The organism is Pseudomonas taiwanensis DSM 21245, assembly GCF_000425785.1.
Lineage (GTDB): Bacteria > Pseudomonadota > Gammaproteobacteria > Pseudomonadales > Pseudomonadaceae > Aquipseudomonas > Aquipseudomonas taiwanensis.
The window spans coordinates 61,331-76,671 of record NZ_AUEC01000030.1 but is presented as its reverse complement, the minus strand read 5'-3'; the positions used below and the strand labels follow the sequence as shown (position 1 = coordinate 76,671).

At 61.8% G+C, this 15,341-nt stretch carries 14 protein-coding genes and 1 riboswitch; of the genes, 7 read left to right on the top strand and 7 right to left on the bottom strand.

What is annotated here, in order from left to right; genetic code table 11:
* Positions 1–293: Hcp family type VI secretion system effector (locus H620_RS0114650; protein ID WP_155950786.1), on the bottom strand; the 293-nt coding region annotated here is incomplete at its 3' end.
* A 631-nt stretch (positions 294–924) separates the two neighbouring features.
* Here H620_RS0114650 and H620_RS0114645 point away from each other — a divergent pair.
* From H620_RS0114645 to H620_RS0114625, 5 genes are all read left to right on the top strand, one after another.
* Complete coding sequence (locus H620_RS0114645; RefSeq protein ID WP_023382568.1) at positions 925–1,131, top strand: co-regulatory protein PtrA N-terminal domain-containing protein; 207 nt, start codon at positions 925–927, stop codon at positions 1,129–1,131.
* A gap of 181 nt (positions 1,132–1,312) precedes the next feature.
* Positions 1,313–3,058 (top strand): copper resistance system multicopper oxidase, encoded by a 1,746-nt coding sequence (locus tag H620_RS0114640; RefSeq protein WP_027907549.1) that lies wholly within the window; start codon positions 1,313–1,315, stop codon positions 3,056–3,058.
* A gap of 14 nt (positions 3,059–3,072) precedes the next feature.
* Positions 3,073–3,390 (top strand): hypothetical protein, encoded by a 318-nt coding sequence (locus H620_RS0114635; RefSeq protein ID WP_023382570.1) that lies wholly within the window; start codon positions 3,073–3,075, stop codon positions 3,388–3,390.
* The gene (locus H620_RS0114630; RefSeq protein ID WP_023382571.1) at positions 3,380–4,387 is read left to right on the top strand and encodes a copper resistance protein B; all 1,008 of its coding nucleotides are present in this window, start codon (positions 3,380–3,382) and stop codon (positions 4,385–4,387) included. Before H620_RS0114635 ends, H620_RS0114630 begins: the two co-directional genes overlap by 11 nt.
* Before the next feature lie 9 nt (positions 4,388–4,396).
* Complete coding sequence (locus H620_RS0114625; protein ID WP_023382572.1) at positions 4,397–5,170, top strand: c-type cytochrome; 774 nt, start codon at positions 4,397–4,399, stop codon at positions 5,168–5,170.
* Between the two features lie 91 nt (positions 5,171–5,261).
* On the opposite strand, the gene gabP is transcribed toward H620_RS0114625, so the two are convergent.
* From gabP to glaH, 5 genes are all read right to left on the bottom strand, one after another.
* Positions 5,262–6,674, bottom strand: coding sequence for a GABA permease (gabP, locus tag H620_RS0114620; protein WP_023382573.1), 1,413 nt, complete (start codon positions 6,672–6,674; stop codon positions 5,262–5,264).
* Between the two features lie 183 nt (positions 6,675–6,857).
* On the bottom strand, positions 6,858–8,135 hold the full coding sequence (gene gabT, locus H620_RS0114615; protein WP_023382574.1) for a 4-aminobutyrate--2-oxoglutarate transaminase: 1,278 nt from the start codon (positions 8,133–8,135) through the stop codon (positions 6,858–6,860).
* A 38-nt stretch (positions 8,136–8,173) separates the two neighbouring features.
* The gene (gene gabD / locus H620_RS0114610) at positions 8,174–9,622 is read right to left on the bottom strand and encodes an NADP-dependent succinate-semialdehyde dehydrogenase (protein ID WP_023382575.1); all 1,449 of its coding nucleotides are present in this window, start codon (positions 9,620–9,622) and stop codon (positions 8,174–8,176) included.
* Between the two features lie 37 nt (positions 9,623–9,659).
* Positions 9,660–10,910, bottom strand: coding sequence for an L-2-hydroxyglutarate oxidase (lhgO, locus tag H620_RS25785; RefSeq protein WP_041925759.1), 1,251 nt, complete (start codon positions 10,908–10,910; stop codon positions 9,660–9,662).
* A 101-nt stretch (positions 10,911–11,011) separates the two neighbouring features.
* Positions 11,012–11,989, bottom strand: coding sequence for a glutarate dioxygenase GlaH (gene glaH, locus H620_RS0114600; RefSeq protein ID WP_027907548.1), 978 nt, complete (start codon positions 11,987–11,989; stop codon positions 11,012–11,014).
* Between the two features lie 182 nt (positions 11,990–12,171).
* Between glaH and csiR the strand changes: the two genes are divergently transcribed.
* On the top strand, positions 12,172–12,855 hold the full coding sequence (csiR, locus tag H620_RS0114595) for a DNA-binding transcriptional regulator CsiR (protein ID WP_023382578.1): 684 nt from the start codon (positions 12,172–12,174) through the stop codon (positions 12,853–12,855).
* An 83-nt stretch (positions 12,856–12,938) separates the two neighbouring features.
* Here csiR and H620_RS0114590 read toward each other — a convergent pair whose 3' ends face one another.
* Positions 12,939–14,144: an RtcB family protein gene (locus H620_RS0114590; protein WP_027907547.1), complete on the bottom strand. Its 1,206-nt coding sequence runs from the start codon at positions 14,142–14,144 to the stop codon at positions 12,939–12,941.
* A 93-nt stretch (positions 14,145–14,237) separates the two neighbouring features.
* A riboswitch (FMN riboswitch) is annotated at positions 14,238–14,379 on the top strand.
* A gap of 80 nt (positions 14,380–14,459) precedes the next feature.
* Here H620_RS0114590 and ribB point away from each other — a divergent pair.
* Entirely contained in the window at positions 14,460–15,110 is a 651-nt protein-coding gene (gene ribB / locus H620_RS0114585) for a 3,4-dihydroxy-2-butanone-4-phosphate synthase (protein ID WP_027907546.1), read from the top strand.
* The last annotated feature ends 231 nt before the right edge of the window (positions 15,111–15,341 follow it).

The following is a 15,341-nucleotide window of genomic DNA, read 5'->3' as shown; positions in this document are numbered from 1 at the left end:
CACTTGATCTCGACCTTGGTCATGCGCTCGCCGGAGGTCAGGGCCGCCAGCAGCAGTGGCGAGGCCTTGTCGAAGACCTTGGTGATCTTCACCGGTTTGTGCACGCGCTGGCCGGTCGGTTGGCCGGACTGCGGATCACGGGGGATGATCACCTGGTGGTCGAAGCCCTGGACCATCACCTGGTCTTCGTGGCCTTCCTGGTAGGTGTTGCCCACCGAATCGGCGGTGAACGCGCCAGCGGTGATCAGGCCTTGTTTTTCGCCGGTGACGGACATGTACGCGGGTGTTGCCATGGTGCTGCTCTCCTTGCTGTGGATAAGTGCCTTTTTCGGCAGCTAATTGCCGGTCAATCGGGTCTTGATGTGACAAAAGTCGTGCCAACTTGAGGAAAAGCCTTGTAGATCAAGGCCTGCAGCGATCCACGCTGAAAATCGGGGAGCTTTTTCGGAAAAAACCACGGGAAAAGTGCGCAACTTCTTGCGCAGTGGTGTGCAAAAAGTTGCGCAGTTGCCTGTACGCCATATTTCTCAAGGCCTACAGGAATGTATGCACAGGTTTATCCACATTTGAGTGCGCAACTTCTTGCGCAGTTGACTAAAAAGTCAGGAGAGTGCGCCGAAGCTGTAAAAAACATCGCAACGTGCAGCACGCCGGCCACAAACTTAAGCTCGGGTTGCCATGGACTGGCTGTAGGCAAACACGAGGTAGGCGACCCAGCTACTGCTTGGTGGGGTACTGTCAGGAAGTGCCGGATGATGGCCTTTCCGAACCACCGCTGCGTGCGCTTCAAACTGGCAGCCAAGCCACCCTGCAAAAGCTGACGCAAACGTCATGCGCCACTCAGTTTCCTGACAGGCTCAGGTCCCTAAATTGCCTCTGGACAGAGCGCCGATCGGCGCCAACGAAAAACCAGAGGGAACACCCATGAACAGCGTCAAGGCAGTTGTGATGGCAGCAACCTTCGGCATGGCAAACCTGGCCCATGCAGAAGGCGGTGGGGACCGCACCTTCATGAGGATGGAAGCCGCTCGGCAATCCTCCCAGCAGGCTTATCAGCTTACCCAGGAGAACAATGACCAGACACCCGTCGCCGCTCAGCAAGACCAGCACACAGGGCACAAGCACTGCTGAAGCAAGCTTACAGAAATGTAATCACCCTCGAACCCGAACTATGGCAGTTTCAAGTGACCTCCTCCGGCAAATCGGGTGCTTCGTCGAAAACCTGCGAAGCTTGCGAGGACCGAACTGAAACCGAGGGCTGCGACATTCGGCGGCCTGGATATCAGCTATTTCTCTGACTGGACGCAACGGCATGCAAAGCAAAACCACACGACGATCCTTCGTCAAAGGCCTGGCTGCTACCGGACTACTGGGCGGGTTGGGCATGTGGCGCGCGCCGGTGTGGGCGGTGACCAGCCCTGGCCAGCCCAATGTGCTGACAGGCACAGAATTTGACCTTTACATCGGTGAGCTGCCGGTCAATATCACCGGCGCCCCGCGCACCGCCATGGCAATCAACGGTTCTCTGCCAGGCCCCACGCTCCGTTGGCGCGAAGGCGATACCGTCACGCTTCGGGTGCGCAACCGTTTGAAGCAGGACACGTCCATCCACTGGCACGGCATCATCCTGCCGGCGAACATGGACGGTGTCCCAGGCCTGAGTTTCCATGGCATCGCCCCTGATGGCATGTACGAGTACAGGTTCAAGGTCCATCAGAACGGCACCTACTGGTACCACAGCCATTCTGGCTTCCAGGAGCAGGTCGGGGTGTATGGCGCACTGGTCATCGATGCGAAAGAGCCCGAGCCGTTCAGTTATGACCGGGACTATGTGGTGATGCTCAGCGACTGGACGGACGAAGACCCTGCCCGGGTGCTCTCCAAGCTCAAGAAGCAGTCTGACTACTACAACTTCCACAAGCGAACGGTGGGTGATTTCGTCAACGACGTCGGCGAGATGGGCTGGTCCGCCGCGGTCGCTGACCGCAAGATGTGGGCCGAGATGAAGATGAGCCCCACCGATCTTGCCGACGTCAGCGGGTACACCTACACCTACCTCATGAATGGCCAGGCGCCAGACGGAAACTGGACCGGCGTTTTCAAGCCCGGTGAGAAAATCCGGCTGCGCTTCATCAACGGCTCGGCCATGACGTACTTCGATGTGCGCATTCCTGGCCTGAAGATGACCGTGGTCGCGGCGGATGGGCAACATGTCAATCCCGTTTCGGTCGACGAGTTCCGTATCGCCGTTGCTGAAACCTACGATGTCATCGTTGAGCCACAGGATGAACAGGCATACACCATTTTCGCTCAATCCATGGATCGCTCGGGGTACTCCAGGGGCACCTTGGCTATCCGCGAAGGCTTGCAAGCACCGGTTCCAGCCGTCGACCCTCGCCCCGTCATCTCCATGGGTGACATGGGCATGGACCACGGCAGCATGGCGGGGATGAATCACGGCAGCATGGCCGGCATGGACCACGGCGACATGGCCGGTATGGATCACGGCAACATGGCAGATACCGGTGGGGCCATGCAAAGCCATCCCGCCTCAGAGACCAACAACCCGTTGGTCGACATGCAGACGATGACTCCAACCGCAAAGCTGAGCGACCCGGGGGTTGGGCTGCGCGACAACGGCCGTCGGGTTCTGACCTACTCGGATCTGCGAAGCACCTTCATCGATCCGGACGGTCGGGAACCTGGCCGAACCATCGAACTGCATCTGACCGGCCACATGGAGAAGTTCGCCTGGTCCTTCGACGGCATCAAGTTCTCCGATGCCGCCCCCCTGTGCCTGAAGTACGGCGAGCGCCTTCGCATCACCCTGGTCAACGACACCATGATGACCCACCCCATCCACCTCCATGGCATGTGGAGCGACCTGGAGGATGAGCACGGCAACTTTATGGTTCGAAAACACACGATTGACATGCCCCCCGGCTCGAAACGGAGTTATCGCGTGACCGCAGATGCCCTGGGACGCTGGGCCTATCACTGTCACCTGCTGTTCCACATGGAAATGGGCATGTTCCGAGAAGTCCGCGTGGACGAATGAACTGGAGATCCGAAATGAGCAAACCCCTGAAACGAAACACCTTTGTCCTTTGCGCTGCGATGGCGGGCCTGTTCACCGTTTATGCCCCATCGTCGTGGTCGAGCGACACCCATGAACAACATACCCAGACGTCTGCCGATTCCGCGAAGGCCAAGGGCGCTCAAGGCATGGATCACGGCGCCATGAAAGGTATGGATCATGGCTCGATGCAGGGCATGGATCACGATGCGATGAAAGGCATGGATCATGGCTCGATGCAGGGCATGGATCACAGCAAAATGATGCAATCGCATGGCAGCGACGACGCTAAGGCAGGGAAAGATGACCAGTAGCCTGGCGCGACCCTCGCTGCTGGCCCTGACCGTTTCGCTTGGCGTGCTGGGCGTTGCGCCCAGCTTCGCCGCTGAAGAGGTGGACCACTCGGCGATGGATCATTCGTCCATGGGGCACGACTCGATGCCAGGCATGGACCACAGCCAGATGGGCGCAAGCGAGCCTCGGAAAAAAACCGCGCCCGCCGATCACAGCAAGATGGATCATACGAGCATGCAGGGGATGGACCATGGCGCCATGGATCACTCAACGATGAACCACGGTTCCGCGGCGCCTGCCACTACCAGCCGTACCCCGATTCCCGTACTCACGGATGCAGACCGCCAGGCGGCGTTCCCGCCGTTGGGCGGACATCGGATGCACGACAGCGCAATCAACAGCTTCTTCTTGCTGGACCAACTCGAGTACCAGGATGCTGACGAAGGCAGCGCGCTGGCCTGGGATGCTACTGGATGGATAGGCGGTGATATCAACCGGCTCTGGATACGCTCCGAGGGTGAACGGACCAACGGTGTCACCGAAGATGCCGAACTACAGCTGCTCTACGGCCGCTCGGTCAGCCCTTGGTGGGATGTGGTTGCCGGGGTTCGCCAGGACTTCAAGCCGCAATCTCCTCAGACCTGGGCTGCGTTCGGCATCCAGGGCATGGCACTGTACGGTTTCGAAGCCGAAGCCACTGCATTCCTCGGCGAAAACGGCCAGACCGCCGCCCGCCTGGAAGGCGACTACGACATACTCCTGACCAATCGCCTGATCCTGCAGCCAACCGCTGAAGTCAATTTCTACGGCAAGAACGATCCTGAGCGTGGTGTGGGTTCCGGTCTTGCCAATACCGAAGTCGGCGTGCGGCTGCGGTATGAAATCGTTCGCCAGTTCGCACCTTACATAGGCGTCACCTGGAACCGCTCCTATGGCAAAACCGCCGACTTCATCCGTGATGAAGGTGGGGATGTGGATGAAGCACGTTTCGTCGCCGGCATCCGCATGTGGTTTTGAGAGCCAGACATGAAAAGAACGATAACAACGCTGGTTGCAGCAGGCGCCGTCACCAGCGCGAGCGTTCTGGCAGCCGCGTACTTTGGCGTGGTGAACGTCGCGGCCGATGATCCTCACTTCCCGGCAGTACATGCCTTTCTGGCCATGGTTCGGGATCGTTCCATCGAGGTGCGCGCCAGGGATATCGAGGTACCAGACCTCAAGGACGAAAACCTGATTCGCATGGGCGCTGGTAACTACAACGCCATGTGCATCGGTTGCCATCTTGCCCCCGGCGTTGAGAAGACAGAGCTCAGCCAGGCGCTGTACCCCTCTCCTCCCGACCTGACCAAACTCGGGGTCAGCGGTGATCCCGCTGTCGCGTTCTGGACCATCAAACACGGCATCAAGGCCACAGGCATGCCGGCTTGGGGCAAGAGCATGGGTGACCCGTACATCTGGGGAATTGTCGCCTTCCTCGATCAGCTACCCCGAATGAACGCCCAGCAGTACAACGCGATGGTCGCGATCAGCGGCGGCCACCAGCACGGGGGTGGCGAAAGCGAAATGCACAATCATGAAGGCCAACACGGCGACAACGTGCCAGGTCGCTACGAAGAGGCAGCCTCGGGAAGTGGCCACCATGACAAGGGGCAATCCAAGGCGCATCATCCGGCTTCGCCAAGCGCACCCACCGCGCCTGGCCATCACGGGCATGGCGAGGCCGACAGCGCCCAACACTCGAAGCCGGCTCCGAAGTCGCATTTTCACCGCGATGGAAAGGAGCACACCCATGAGCACTGAAAGTCATCGGCATCGCCATGGCATGCCCAGGGGCTGAGAAAGTTTACCGTGAATATCCCCCTCGACGCGCGCACCTCGAGGGGGAGCTCCATCAACCAGCGACCCCGCTTCCGGAGCTCGTCAGCGGGTTGGCGCCGCCCTGCTCCACACGCCGGCGACGTCGTGTCACCAGCAGGCCCGAGCACACCACCAGTATCGCCAGCGCCATGGTCGATACCACTTCGAGCCGGTGGTCGGGGCGCAGCAACATCAGCACCAGCACGGCGCTGATGAACAAGATCACACCCCATGTCAGCCAAGGGAACAGCCACATCCTGTAGCTCAGGGTCTTACCTTCGGCGATCAGGCGTTTACGCAGGCGCAGCTGGGAAATGGCAATCACCAGATAGACCAGCAGAGCAATCGCACCCGAGCTGGCCATGAGGAAACCGAACACCTTCGAGGGCACCAGGTAGTTGGCGATCACCGTCAGGAACGCGGCACCGGTAGACAGCATTACGGCATAGATCGGCGTACCGCTGCGGGCGGTCACCTGGGCACAAGCGGGCGCATCGCCCCGGCGGCTCAGCGAATAGAGCATGCGCGAAGCGGTGTACAGCGAGGAGTTCAGGCAACTGGTCACCGAGGTCAGCACCACGAAGTCGATGATGGCCTTGGCATGGGGCACGTTGAGAATATTCAGCACCGCCACATAGGACCCTTCGCTCGCCAGCCTTGGATCGTTCCACGGCACCAGCGCCACGACGATGAAGATCGACAGGATGTAGAACAACGTGATCCGCCAGATCACCGAGTTGGTGGCCTTGGAGATCTGCTTGCCAGCGGCATCGGACTCCGCCGCGGCAATGGTCACCACCTCGGCACCGAGGAACGAGAACATAGTGATCAGCATCGCGCTGAGCACTGCGCCAAAGCCGTTGGGCATGAAGCCGCCGTTATCCCACAAGCGTGAAACCCCGCTCACGCCGGTGCTGGGGAACAGGCCAAGGATGGCGCAGGCACCGAGGATGATGAAGCCGACGATAGCGGCCACCTTCACCAACGCCAACCAGAACTCGAACTCGCCGTAGTGCTTGACGCTGAACAGGTTGGTGGCGGTCAGCAGCAAGGTGATGACCAACGACAGCACCCAGATTTCCATCTGCGGCACATACGTGTTGATGATGGTTGCGGCGATATTGGCTTCGATGGGAATGATCAGCACCCAGAACCACCAGTAGAGCCAGCCAATGGTATAGCCCGCCCACTTGCCGATGGCCTGGTCGGCATAGGTGGAGAACGAACCGGTGTCTGGCGACGCGACGGCCATTTCCGCCAGCATGCGCATCACCAGCACGACCAGCACGCCGGCGAAGATGTAAGCAAGGATGGTGGCCGGGCCGGCCTCTGCAATGGCCCGTCCTGAACCTACGAACAAGCCGGCGCCAATGACACCGGCAATGGAAAGCATGGTCACATGACGGGACTTGAGCCCGTGACTGAGATTGTTCTTATCGTTCTGCATGGCATTACCTTTGTTCTTGTACTGCCTCTGAGGGCATTTTCGGTGTCCGCGCTCACCAGCATCGGACGAAAAAGCCCGCCCTGTCCGAGAGGGTGAGTCGGACAGATGCGGGTGAGCACAGACCAGGGTGACGCTGACTCAAGAAAGCGCCGACGGCCGTCGAGCGACCGTCAGGCATGAGTGTCAGGCGAGCTCGTCGAAGCACTCGCCGATCAAGGCCAGACCGCGCTGCAAGTCCGCGTCGCTGACGGTCAGCGGAACCAAAATGCGCAAGACGTTGTAATAGGTGCCGCACGACAGCAGGATCAGCCCTTTGTCACGGGCCTTGGCCACCACCTTGGCAGTCAGATCGGCCGCAGGCTTGCTCAGGTCACCGCCCTCGAACAACTCTACGGCGACCATGGCACCCAGGTTGCGCACATCCACCAGGCTGTTGTGACGCTCGCCGATGGCGCGCAGGCCGCTGGTGAGGATTTCACCGACCGCCTGGGCCCGCTCCAGCAGTTTCTCGTCGTCGAAGGCTTCCAGCACGGCCAGGGCAGCGGCGCAGGAGACTGGGCTACCGGCGTAGGTCCCGCCCAGGCCACCGGGAGCCACCGCATCCATGATCTCGGCACGGCCGCACACACCAGCCAGCGGGAAACCACCGGCGATGGACTTGGCGAAGGTGGTCAGGTCGGCGGCGACGCCCAGTTGCTCCATGGCGAAGAAGGTACCGGTACGACCAGCACCGGTCTGCACTTCGTCGGCGATCAGCACGATGCCGTGCTCGTCGCACAGGGCGCGCAGACGGGCCAGGAAGTCTTTCGGCGCGACGTTGAAACCACCTTCGCCCTGGACCGGTTCGAGAATGATCGCGGCGATGTCAGTCGGCGCGGCGTCGTTCTTGAAGATGCGTTCGACGCTGGCGATGGCGTCATCGCTGCTCACGCCATGCACCGCGTTCGGGTACTGGGCACGGTAGATGCCACCTGGCATCAGGCCCATGCCCGCAGAGTACGGCACGACCTTGCCGGTCAGGCTCAGGGTGTAGTGCGTACGCCCATGGTAGGCGCCGGTGAAGGCGATCACACCCTGGCGGCCAGTGGCGGCACGGGCGATCTTGATGGCGTTCTCCACCGCTTCGGCGCCGGTGGTCACCAGCAAGGTCTTTTTCTCGAAGTCGCCCGGCACGCGCTGGTTGATCTTCTCGGCCAGGGCCACGTAGGGCTCGTAGCCAAAGACGTGGAAGCAGGTGTGGGTCAGCTTGGCCAGCTGCGCCTGGACGGCTGCCATGACTTTCGGGTGCAGGTGGCCGGTATTGAGCACCGCGATACCGCCGGCGAAGTCCAGGTACTCTCGGCCCTCGACGTCCCACACGGTGGCGTTCTCGGCACGCTCGGCGTAGATCTGGTGGATTTGCCCGACGCCACGTGGAATGGCGGCCAGGCGGCGTTGTTGCAGGCTCTGGTTGGTGTTCATGTTCGCTCCGTTCAAGACTCGATCAACGACGGTTGTGGTTACACGCCGATGCACAGGTATTTGATTTCCAGGTAGTCATCGATGCCGTACTTGGACCCTTCGCGGCCCAGGCCAGAGGCTTTAACACCGCCGAATGGCGCGACTTCGTTGGAGATGATCCCGGTGTTGATACCGACGATGCCGTACTCCAGCGCCTCGCCCACACGGAACACCCGGCTCAGGTCGCGGGCATAGAAATAGGCCGCCAGGCCGTATTCGGTGTCGTTGGACATGGCGATGACTTCGTCTTCGTCCTTGAAGCGGAACAGCGGCGCCAGCGGGCCGAAGGTCTCTTCCTTGGCCACGGCAGCATGCTGGGGCACGTCGACCAGAATGGTCGGCTCGAAGAAGGTGCCGCCCAGCGAATGCGGTTTGCCACCCGCCACCACACGGGCGCCCTTGGCAACGGCATCCTCGATGTGCTCCTGGACCTTGGCCACGGCCTTGGCGTCGATCAGCGGGCCGGTGGTGATGCCGGCTTCCAGGCCGTTGCCGATGTTCAGGCGCGCGACTGCCGCCTTGAGCTTGTCGACGAAGGCGTCGTAGACGCCGTCCTGCACATACAGGCGGTTGGCGCAAACGCAGGTCTGGCCGTTGTTGCGGTACTTGGAAACCAGGGCACCTTCGACGGCTGCATCCAGATCGGCATCGTCGAACACGATGAACGGGGCATTGCCGCCCAGTTCCAGGGACACTTTCTTGATGTCCTTGGCGCATTCGGCCATCAGTTGGCGACCGATTTCGGTAGAGCCGGTGAAGGTCAGCTTGCGTACGATCGGGTTGTGAGTGAGTTCGCCGCCCACTTCACCGGCACTGCCGGTGACCACGCTGAGTACCCCCTTGGGAATGCCGGCACGCTCGGCCAACTCAGCCAGGGCCAGGGCCGAGTACGGCGTCTGCGAAGCAGGCTTGAGCACCATGGTGCAGCCGGCGGCCAACGCCGGCCCGGCCTTGCGGGTGATCATCGCCGAGGGGAAGTTCCACGGGGTGATCGCCGCGGTGACGCCAATCGGCTGCTTGATCACCATCAGGCGCTTGTCTGGCTGGTGGCCGGGGATCATGTCGCCATAGACACGCTTGGCTTCTTCGCCGAACCACTCCAGGAACGAAGCGGCATAGGCGATTTCGCCTCGGGACTCGACCAGTGGCTTGCCCTGCTCGAGGGTCATCAGGCGCGCCAGGTCTTCCTGGTTCTGCATCATCAGTTCGAACCAGCGGCGCAGGCGATTGGCGCGGTCCTTGGCAGTCAGGGCGCGCCAGGCCGGCAAGGCCCGTTCGGCGGCTTCGATGGCGCGGCGGGTCTCGACAGCGCCCATCTTCGGCACATGGCCGATCAGTTCGCCGGTGGCCGGGTTGTTCACCCTGAGGGTCTGGCCGCTGTCGGCATCGACCCAGGCGCCATCGATGTAGGCCTGCTGGCGGAACAGGCTGGAGTCTTGCAATTGCACGCTAGTCTTCCTCTGCTGGGATGGCGGTGGCGGCACTTCAGCCGGCGGCCCGCTGCGGGTTATCGGGGATACGGGCCGTCAGCCGGGTGCCGGTGGCAGCGAGCTGTTCGCGTACCTTGTCGACGATGTGCGCGCCAATCGGGATCGCCGACGTGGCCGCTGGCGACGGGGCGTTGCACACGTTCACGCTGCGTCGGGTGTTGACGAACAGGAAGTCATCGATGAGCTTGCCGTCGCGGGATACCGCCTGGGCGCGGACACCCGCCGGATAGTCGGTCAGGTCGGCCTTGGTGATGCTTGGGCAGTACTTCTGCACCTGCTTGAGGTAGCCGCCCTTGAACAGCGAGTTCTTCAGCTCGATCAGCCCCGGACGCAGGTTCTTCGCCAGCACCTTGAGAATGCCTGGCGTGGTGAGCGTCTCGAACAGGTCGGGCAGCGAGATATCGGACTTGCGATAGCCCTCGCGCTTGGTGGCCAGCACCGCGTTGGGGCCGACGGTGACGGTGCCGTCGATCATCCGGGTCAGATGGACGCCGAGAAATGGCATCGACGGGTCCGGGATCGGGTAGATCAGGTGGTTGACGATCTGGTTGTGCTGCTTGGGCAGCAGGTAGTACTCGCCACGGAACGGGCAGATGATGAAGCTGGGTTCGATGCCCAGCATGCGCACCACACGGTCGGCCATCAGCCCGGAACAGGTAATGAGGAAGCGCCCACGGAACTCGTCGGCCCCCGCACGCACCACGACCTGGTCGGCATGTTCCTGGAGGCCCTGTACCTGCGCGCTGTAGCGGATCTCGCCGCCTGCCGCCTGGAACTCGCGGGCCATCGCGGCAGTGACTTCGGCATAGCTGACGATGCCGCTGGAGGGCACGAAGATACCGCCGATGCCGACGATATTCGGTTCACGTTCACGCAGTTCGGCCGCCGACAGCCACGAGCGTTCCAGGCCATTGGCAGCGGTACGCTCCCACAATGCCTTCATGCGCTCCATTTCCAGGGCATTGGTGGCCACCAGCAACTTGCCGCACTCGTCGTAGCGGATGGCGTGCTTGTCGCAGAAGGCCTTGGTGGCTTTGTTGCCCTCCAGGCAGAAACGTGCCTTGAGGCTGCCGGGGGTGTAGTACACACCGGCATGGATCACGCCGCTGTTATGGCCAGTCTGGTGACGGGCAGGCCCGGACTCTTTCTCCAGCAGGAGCATCTTGGCGTCCGGGTAGAGCTGAATCAGCTGCATGGCTGTGGACATGCCCACGATACCGCCGCCGATGATGATGAAATCGTACACAGCCATTACCTCTTTACCGGTGGCGCGCGGCGCCAGCCGGTGGTTTTGTTTCGGGCACGACGAAGGGCCGCCCCCTGGGCAGCCCTGCAGCGTTGGAAGGGTTACTGGCCGCGCTGGTACAGCGGCTTTTCGTAGCTGATGTAGCCTCGCTGGCGCATCAGCTCACGGCGCAGGCCGTCATGCGGCGTGAAGCGGTCGCGGCCGTGCAGCCAGAACAGGTTGTTGATCAGCAGGAAGCTGCCGACCGGCACTGGCACCGACAGCTTGCGCTCGCTGCCTTCCAGCGACTCGGAAAGCGCATTCAGCCAGATGCCTTCCTCGAAGTTTTCGGGCTGCACGAACTGGTCGATGTAGCGCATGGTCGGGCGGCCCACGGCGTCGGTGTCGAACACGGCGTGGAACACGTCCTCGCTGACCTTCTTGCTGGGCGGCGCGGTCCAGCGCATTTCGCGGCGAGCCATCGGGTGACGGAAGAACGACTCGCACTGCTCCCAATCATCCAGGTGCAGCAGCAGCGAGTTGCCGCCTTCCATGTTCTTTTCATCGATCTTGAGCATCAGCACGTAATCGGTGATCTGGTTCACGAAGGTGCCGTCGTTGTGCAATTCCATCACCCGGTGCGGCTGGCGCAGGTAGCTGTCGGAGTTGTCCGTGTTGACCACCACGAAGCGGGCATAGAACTGACCGCTCATGGCGTCGTAGTTGGAACGACCCACCAGGTGCGCGCAGGCGGTGGTGAACTTGACCATGTCCTCGGCCTGGCTCACATCGTCCAGCCCCTGCGGTGTGATCAGCATGCCACCGGTGGCACGGTCGAGCAGGCCGTTCAGCAAGACCGGGCGCAGGGTGCCTTCGCACAGCTCATCGAGAATCTGGCCAACGCGAAAACGCAGGAAGGACTTGTACTCCAGCGCCTGCACGGGCCATTCGGCCACGGCCTTGACGAACGCTTCCACCGTTTCGCGGGCAAACACCACTTCCAGCAGGCGTGGCGACTGTTCGGACGGTTTGACGGAGAAGCCCCGGGTTTCCAGAGGCATCGGCAGCACGGGTTCCTCGATCTTGGTGAAGGCGTTCATGGCGGTTTCCTGGCAGAGAGGTTCGAAGACAGTGCCCGGATCAGGTGGGCACGGCAAAAATATCGCCACAAAAGCAAAATGTCTACATTTTTATAAAACGATAACAAAACGCTCGTTTGTCCATTGTTTCTATCTGAAAAGACGTTTCGGTATGATTTGCAAAACGTTTTGAGGACAGCACCTTGGAAGCACACGCCCCACGGCAGAACTCGGCCTTCAGTGGGTATGAGTGGCTCAAGCAAGACATCATCCGCGGCCTGTTCAAACCGGGCGAAAAGCTGCTGATGAGCACGCTCAAGGAGCGCTACGACCTGGGCGTCGGCCCACTGCGCGAGGCCCTGTCGCAATTGGTGGCGGAAAAGCTGGTGGTTGCCATCAGCCAGAAGGGCTACCGGGTGGCGCCGATGTCGCTGGACGAGATGGAAGATATCTACGATGCCCGCGCCAACCTCGAAGCCATGATCGTTGGGCTGGCCATCGAGCGTGGCGATGACGCCTGGGAGGCTTCGGTGCTGGCGCAGTCGCATACCCTGGCCAAGGTCATGGAAGTGAAGACCCGTGAACAGCGTCTGGACGTCTGGGACCAGCGCCACAAGGCGTTCCATACCGCCATCGCGTCAGGCTGTGGCTCGAAGCACCTGCTGCAGGCGCGCACCTACCTGTTCGACCAGGCCGAACGTTACCGTCATCTGTGGCTGACCCATACGGTGTTTTCCGAGCAGGCTCTGGAAACCAAGCGCCAGGAGCACGCGGCACTGGTCGAGGCGATTCTCGCCCGTGATGCCGCCCGTGCCAGCACGATGATGCATGCGCACTTGATGACCCCGGTGCCAATCATCGCCCAGATCATGCGCGAGCAAGGCTGAGGAAGAAGCGACGCCCGGGCATCGCCCCTAGACGCCGCGTCGGTCCGCAGCGTGGCCTGAAGCTGCGTTTGGGGCCGGTGTCGTCACCCTTTCACGCACACCACCTGACGCAAAGTGTGCACCACCTCCACCAGCTCCCGCTGGGCCAGCATCACCGCGTCGATGTCCTTGTAGGCCATGGGGATCTCATCGATCACCTCCTTGTCCTTGCGGCACTCAACATGCGCGGTCGCTCGCCGCTGGTCTTCGACGCTGAAACGACGCTTGGCCTGGGTGCGGCTCATGACCCGCCCAGCACCGTGGCTACAGGAACAGAACGACTCCTCATTGCCCAGGCCACGTACGATGAAACTCTTGGCGCCCATCGAGCCGGGGATGATGCCCAACTGCCCCTTCTGCGCCGAAACCGCCCCCTTGCGCGTCACCAGCACCTCGCGGCCGAAATGGTGTTCGCGCTGCACATAGTTGTGGTGACAGTTGACGGCTTCCAGGCGGGCCTCGAAGGGCCGCCCCAATACCTGCCGTGCGGCGGCGACCACTGCGTGCATCATCAATTCGCGATTGCGCCGGGCGTAGTCCTGGGCCCACTCGACCGCCTCGACGTAATCGGCAAAATGCCGGCTCCCCTCCTCGAAGTAGGCCAGGTCCTTGTCCGGCAGATTGGCCAGGTGCTGACGCATGTCGGCCTGGGCCAGTTCGATGAACAGGTTGCCGATGGCATTACCGACGCCGCGTGAACCGCTGTGCAGCATGAACCAGACCTGGTCGGCCTCGTCCAGGCACACCTCGATGAAATGATTGCCGCCGCCCAGCGTCCCCAGGTGATGGCGGTTGTTGGTCTTCTCCAGGCGAGGGTACTTGTCGGTGATCGCCTTGAAGCGACCTGCCAACCCACGCCACTGCTGGTCCGCAGAAGTGGGAACATCATCCCAGGCGCCTTGGTCGCGACGACCGAAGGTCTTGCCGTGGGGCACCGCTTTCTCGATGGCGCTGCGCAGACCGTGCAGGTTGTCCGGCAGGTCCCGGGCGTGCAGCGAGGTACGGGCAGCGATCATGCCGCAGCCGATATCCACACCTACCGCAGCCGGGATGATCGCACCGACGGTTGGAATCACACTGCCAATGGTCGAGCCTTTGCCCAGGTGCACATCGGGCATCACCGCCAGATGCTTGAAAATGAACGGCATCTTCGCCGTGTTCAGCAATTGCTGGCGGGCTTCGTCTTCGACCGGCACGCCGTCGGTCCACAACTTGATCGGCTTGCCGCCAGCGACTTGGAGAATGTCCATGATGTCGTTTTCCAAAAGACCCTGGCCGCATGATACCGCCGAAGGTCGTAGCCTGCCGGGTTGCCAGCGGGGTGGCACGGTGCTGTATGCTTGGGCGGTCTTCAGGGCGGGGTGAAAGTCCCCACCGGCGGTAAATCGAAAGATGAGCCCGCGAGCGCCCCGGCCATGCCGGGGGTCAGCAGATCTGGTGCGACTCCAGAGCCGACGGTCATAGTCCGGATGAAAGAAGGCGTCAGGCAGGGGCCGTTCGGGCGCCCCCGTGCACGCGTTTTGTTCGCCCCGAGACGTTCATCGATCATTCACGAGGAGCGTTTCATGTCCCCTATGCTGCAACAGCAATTCCCCAACGTATCCGCCGCCATCGCTGCCTTCCAGGCCGGTCGCCCCGTTTTGCTGCTTGACGATGACGACCGCGAGGACGAAGCCGACATCGTCGCCGCTGCCGAGAACCTGTCGTTACAGACCATGGCCATGATGATTCGCGACTGCAGCGGCATCGTCTGCCTGTGCCTGGACGAAGCTACCGTCGACGCCCTGCAGCTGGCACCGATGGTGCAGAACAACCAGGCACGCCACGGTACCGGTTTCACCGTCAGCATCGAAGCCGCCGAAGGCGTGAGCACCGGGGTTTCGGCCCAGGACCGCATCACCACCATCGAAGCGTGCTTGCGCTCGAGCGCCGAACAGCGCCACATCGTCAGCCCCGGCCATGTGTTCCCGCTGCGCGCACGCAATGGCGGGGTGCTGACCCGCCGTGGGCACACCGAAGGCTCGGTGGACCTTGCGCGTCTGGCCGGGTTGCGCCCGGCAGCAGTGCTGTGCGAGCTGATGAACCCTGATGGCAGCATGGCCAGGGGCGAACAGGTGGCGGTGTATGCGCGGCAATACAATCTACCCGTGCTGACTATTGAAGAGCTGGCGCGGTACCGCGAGGCGATGCTGGTGCGGGAAGCGGAAATGGTGTGATTGCCTGCAGGCGCTCGCCTTGAGCGCAGTGGCGCAGCGGATCGCGAGCTAGGCTCGCTCCTACCGGTTGGGTTACCCCCTCCCTGGACTGAATCAACCGTAGGGGCGAGCCTTGCTCGCGATGCGCCGCGCACGCGGCGCTCGATTTCACAGACACCACAGAAATCATGCCTACCCCAAAGAACCTGGCCCGCCACACAAGTTTGCTCCCCCCGCCCTGCTCTGCTAGTG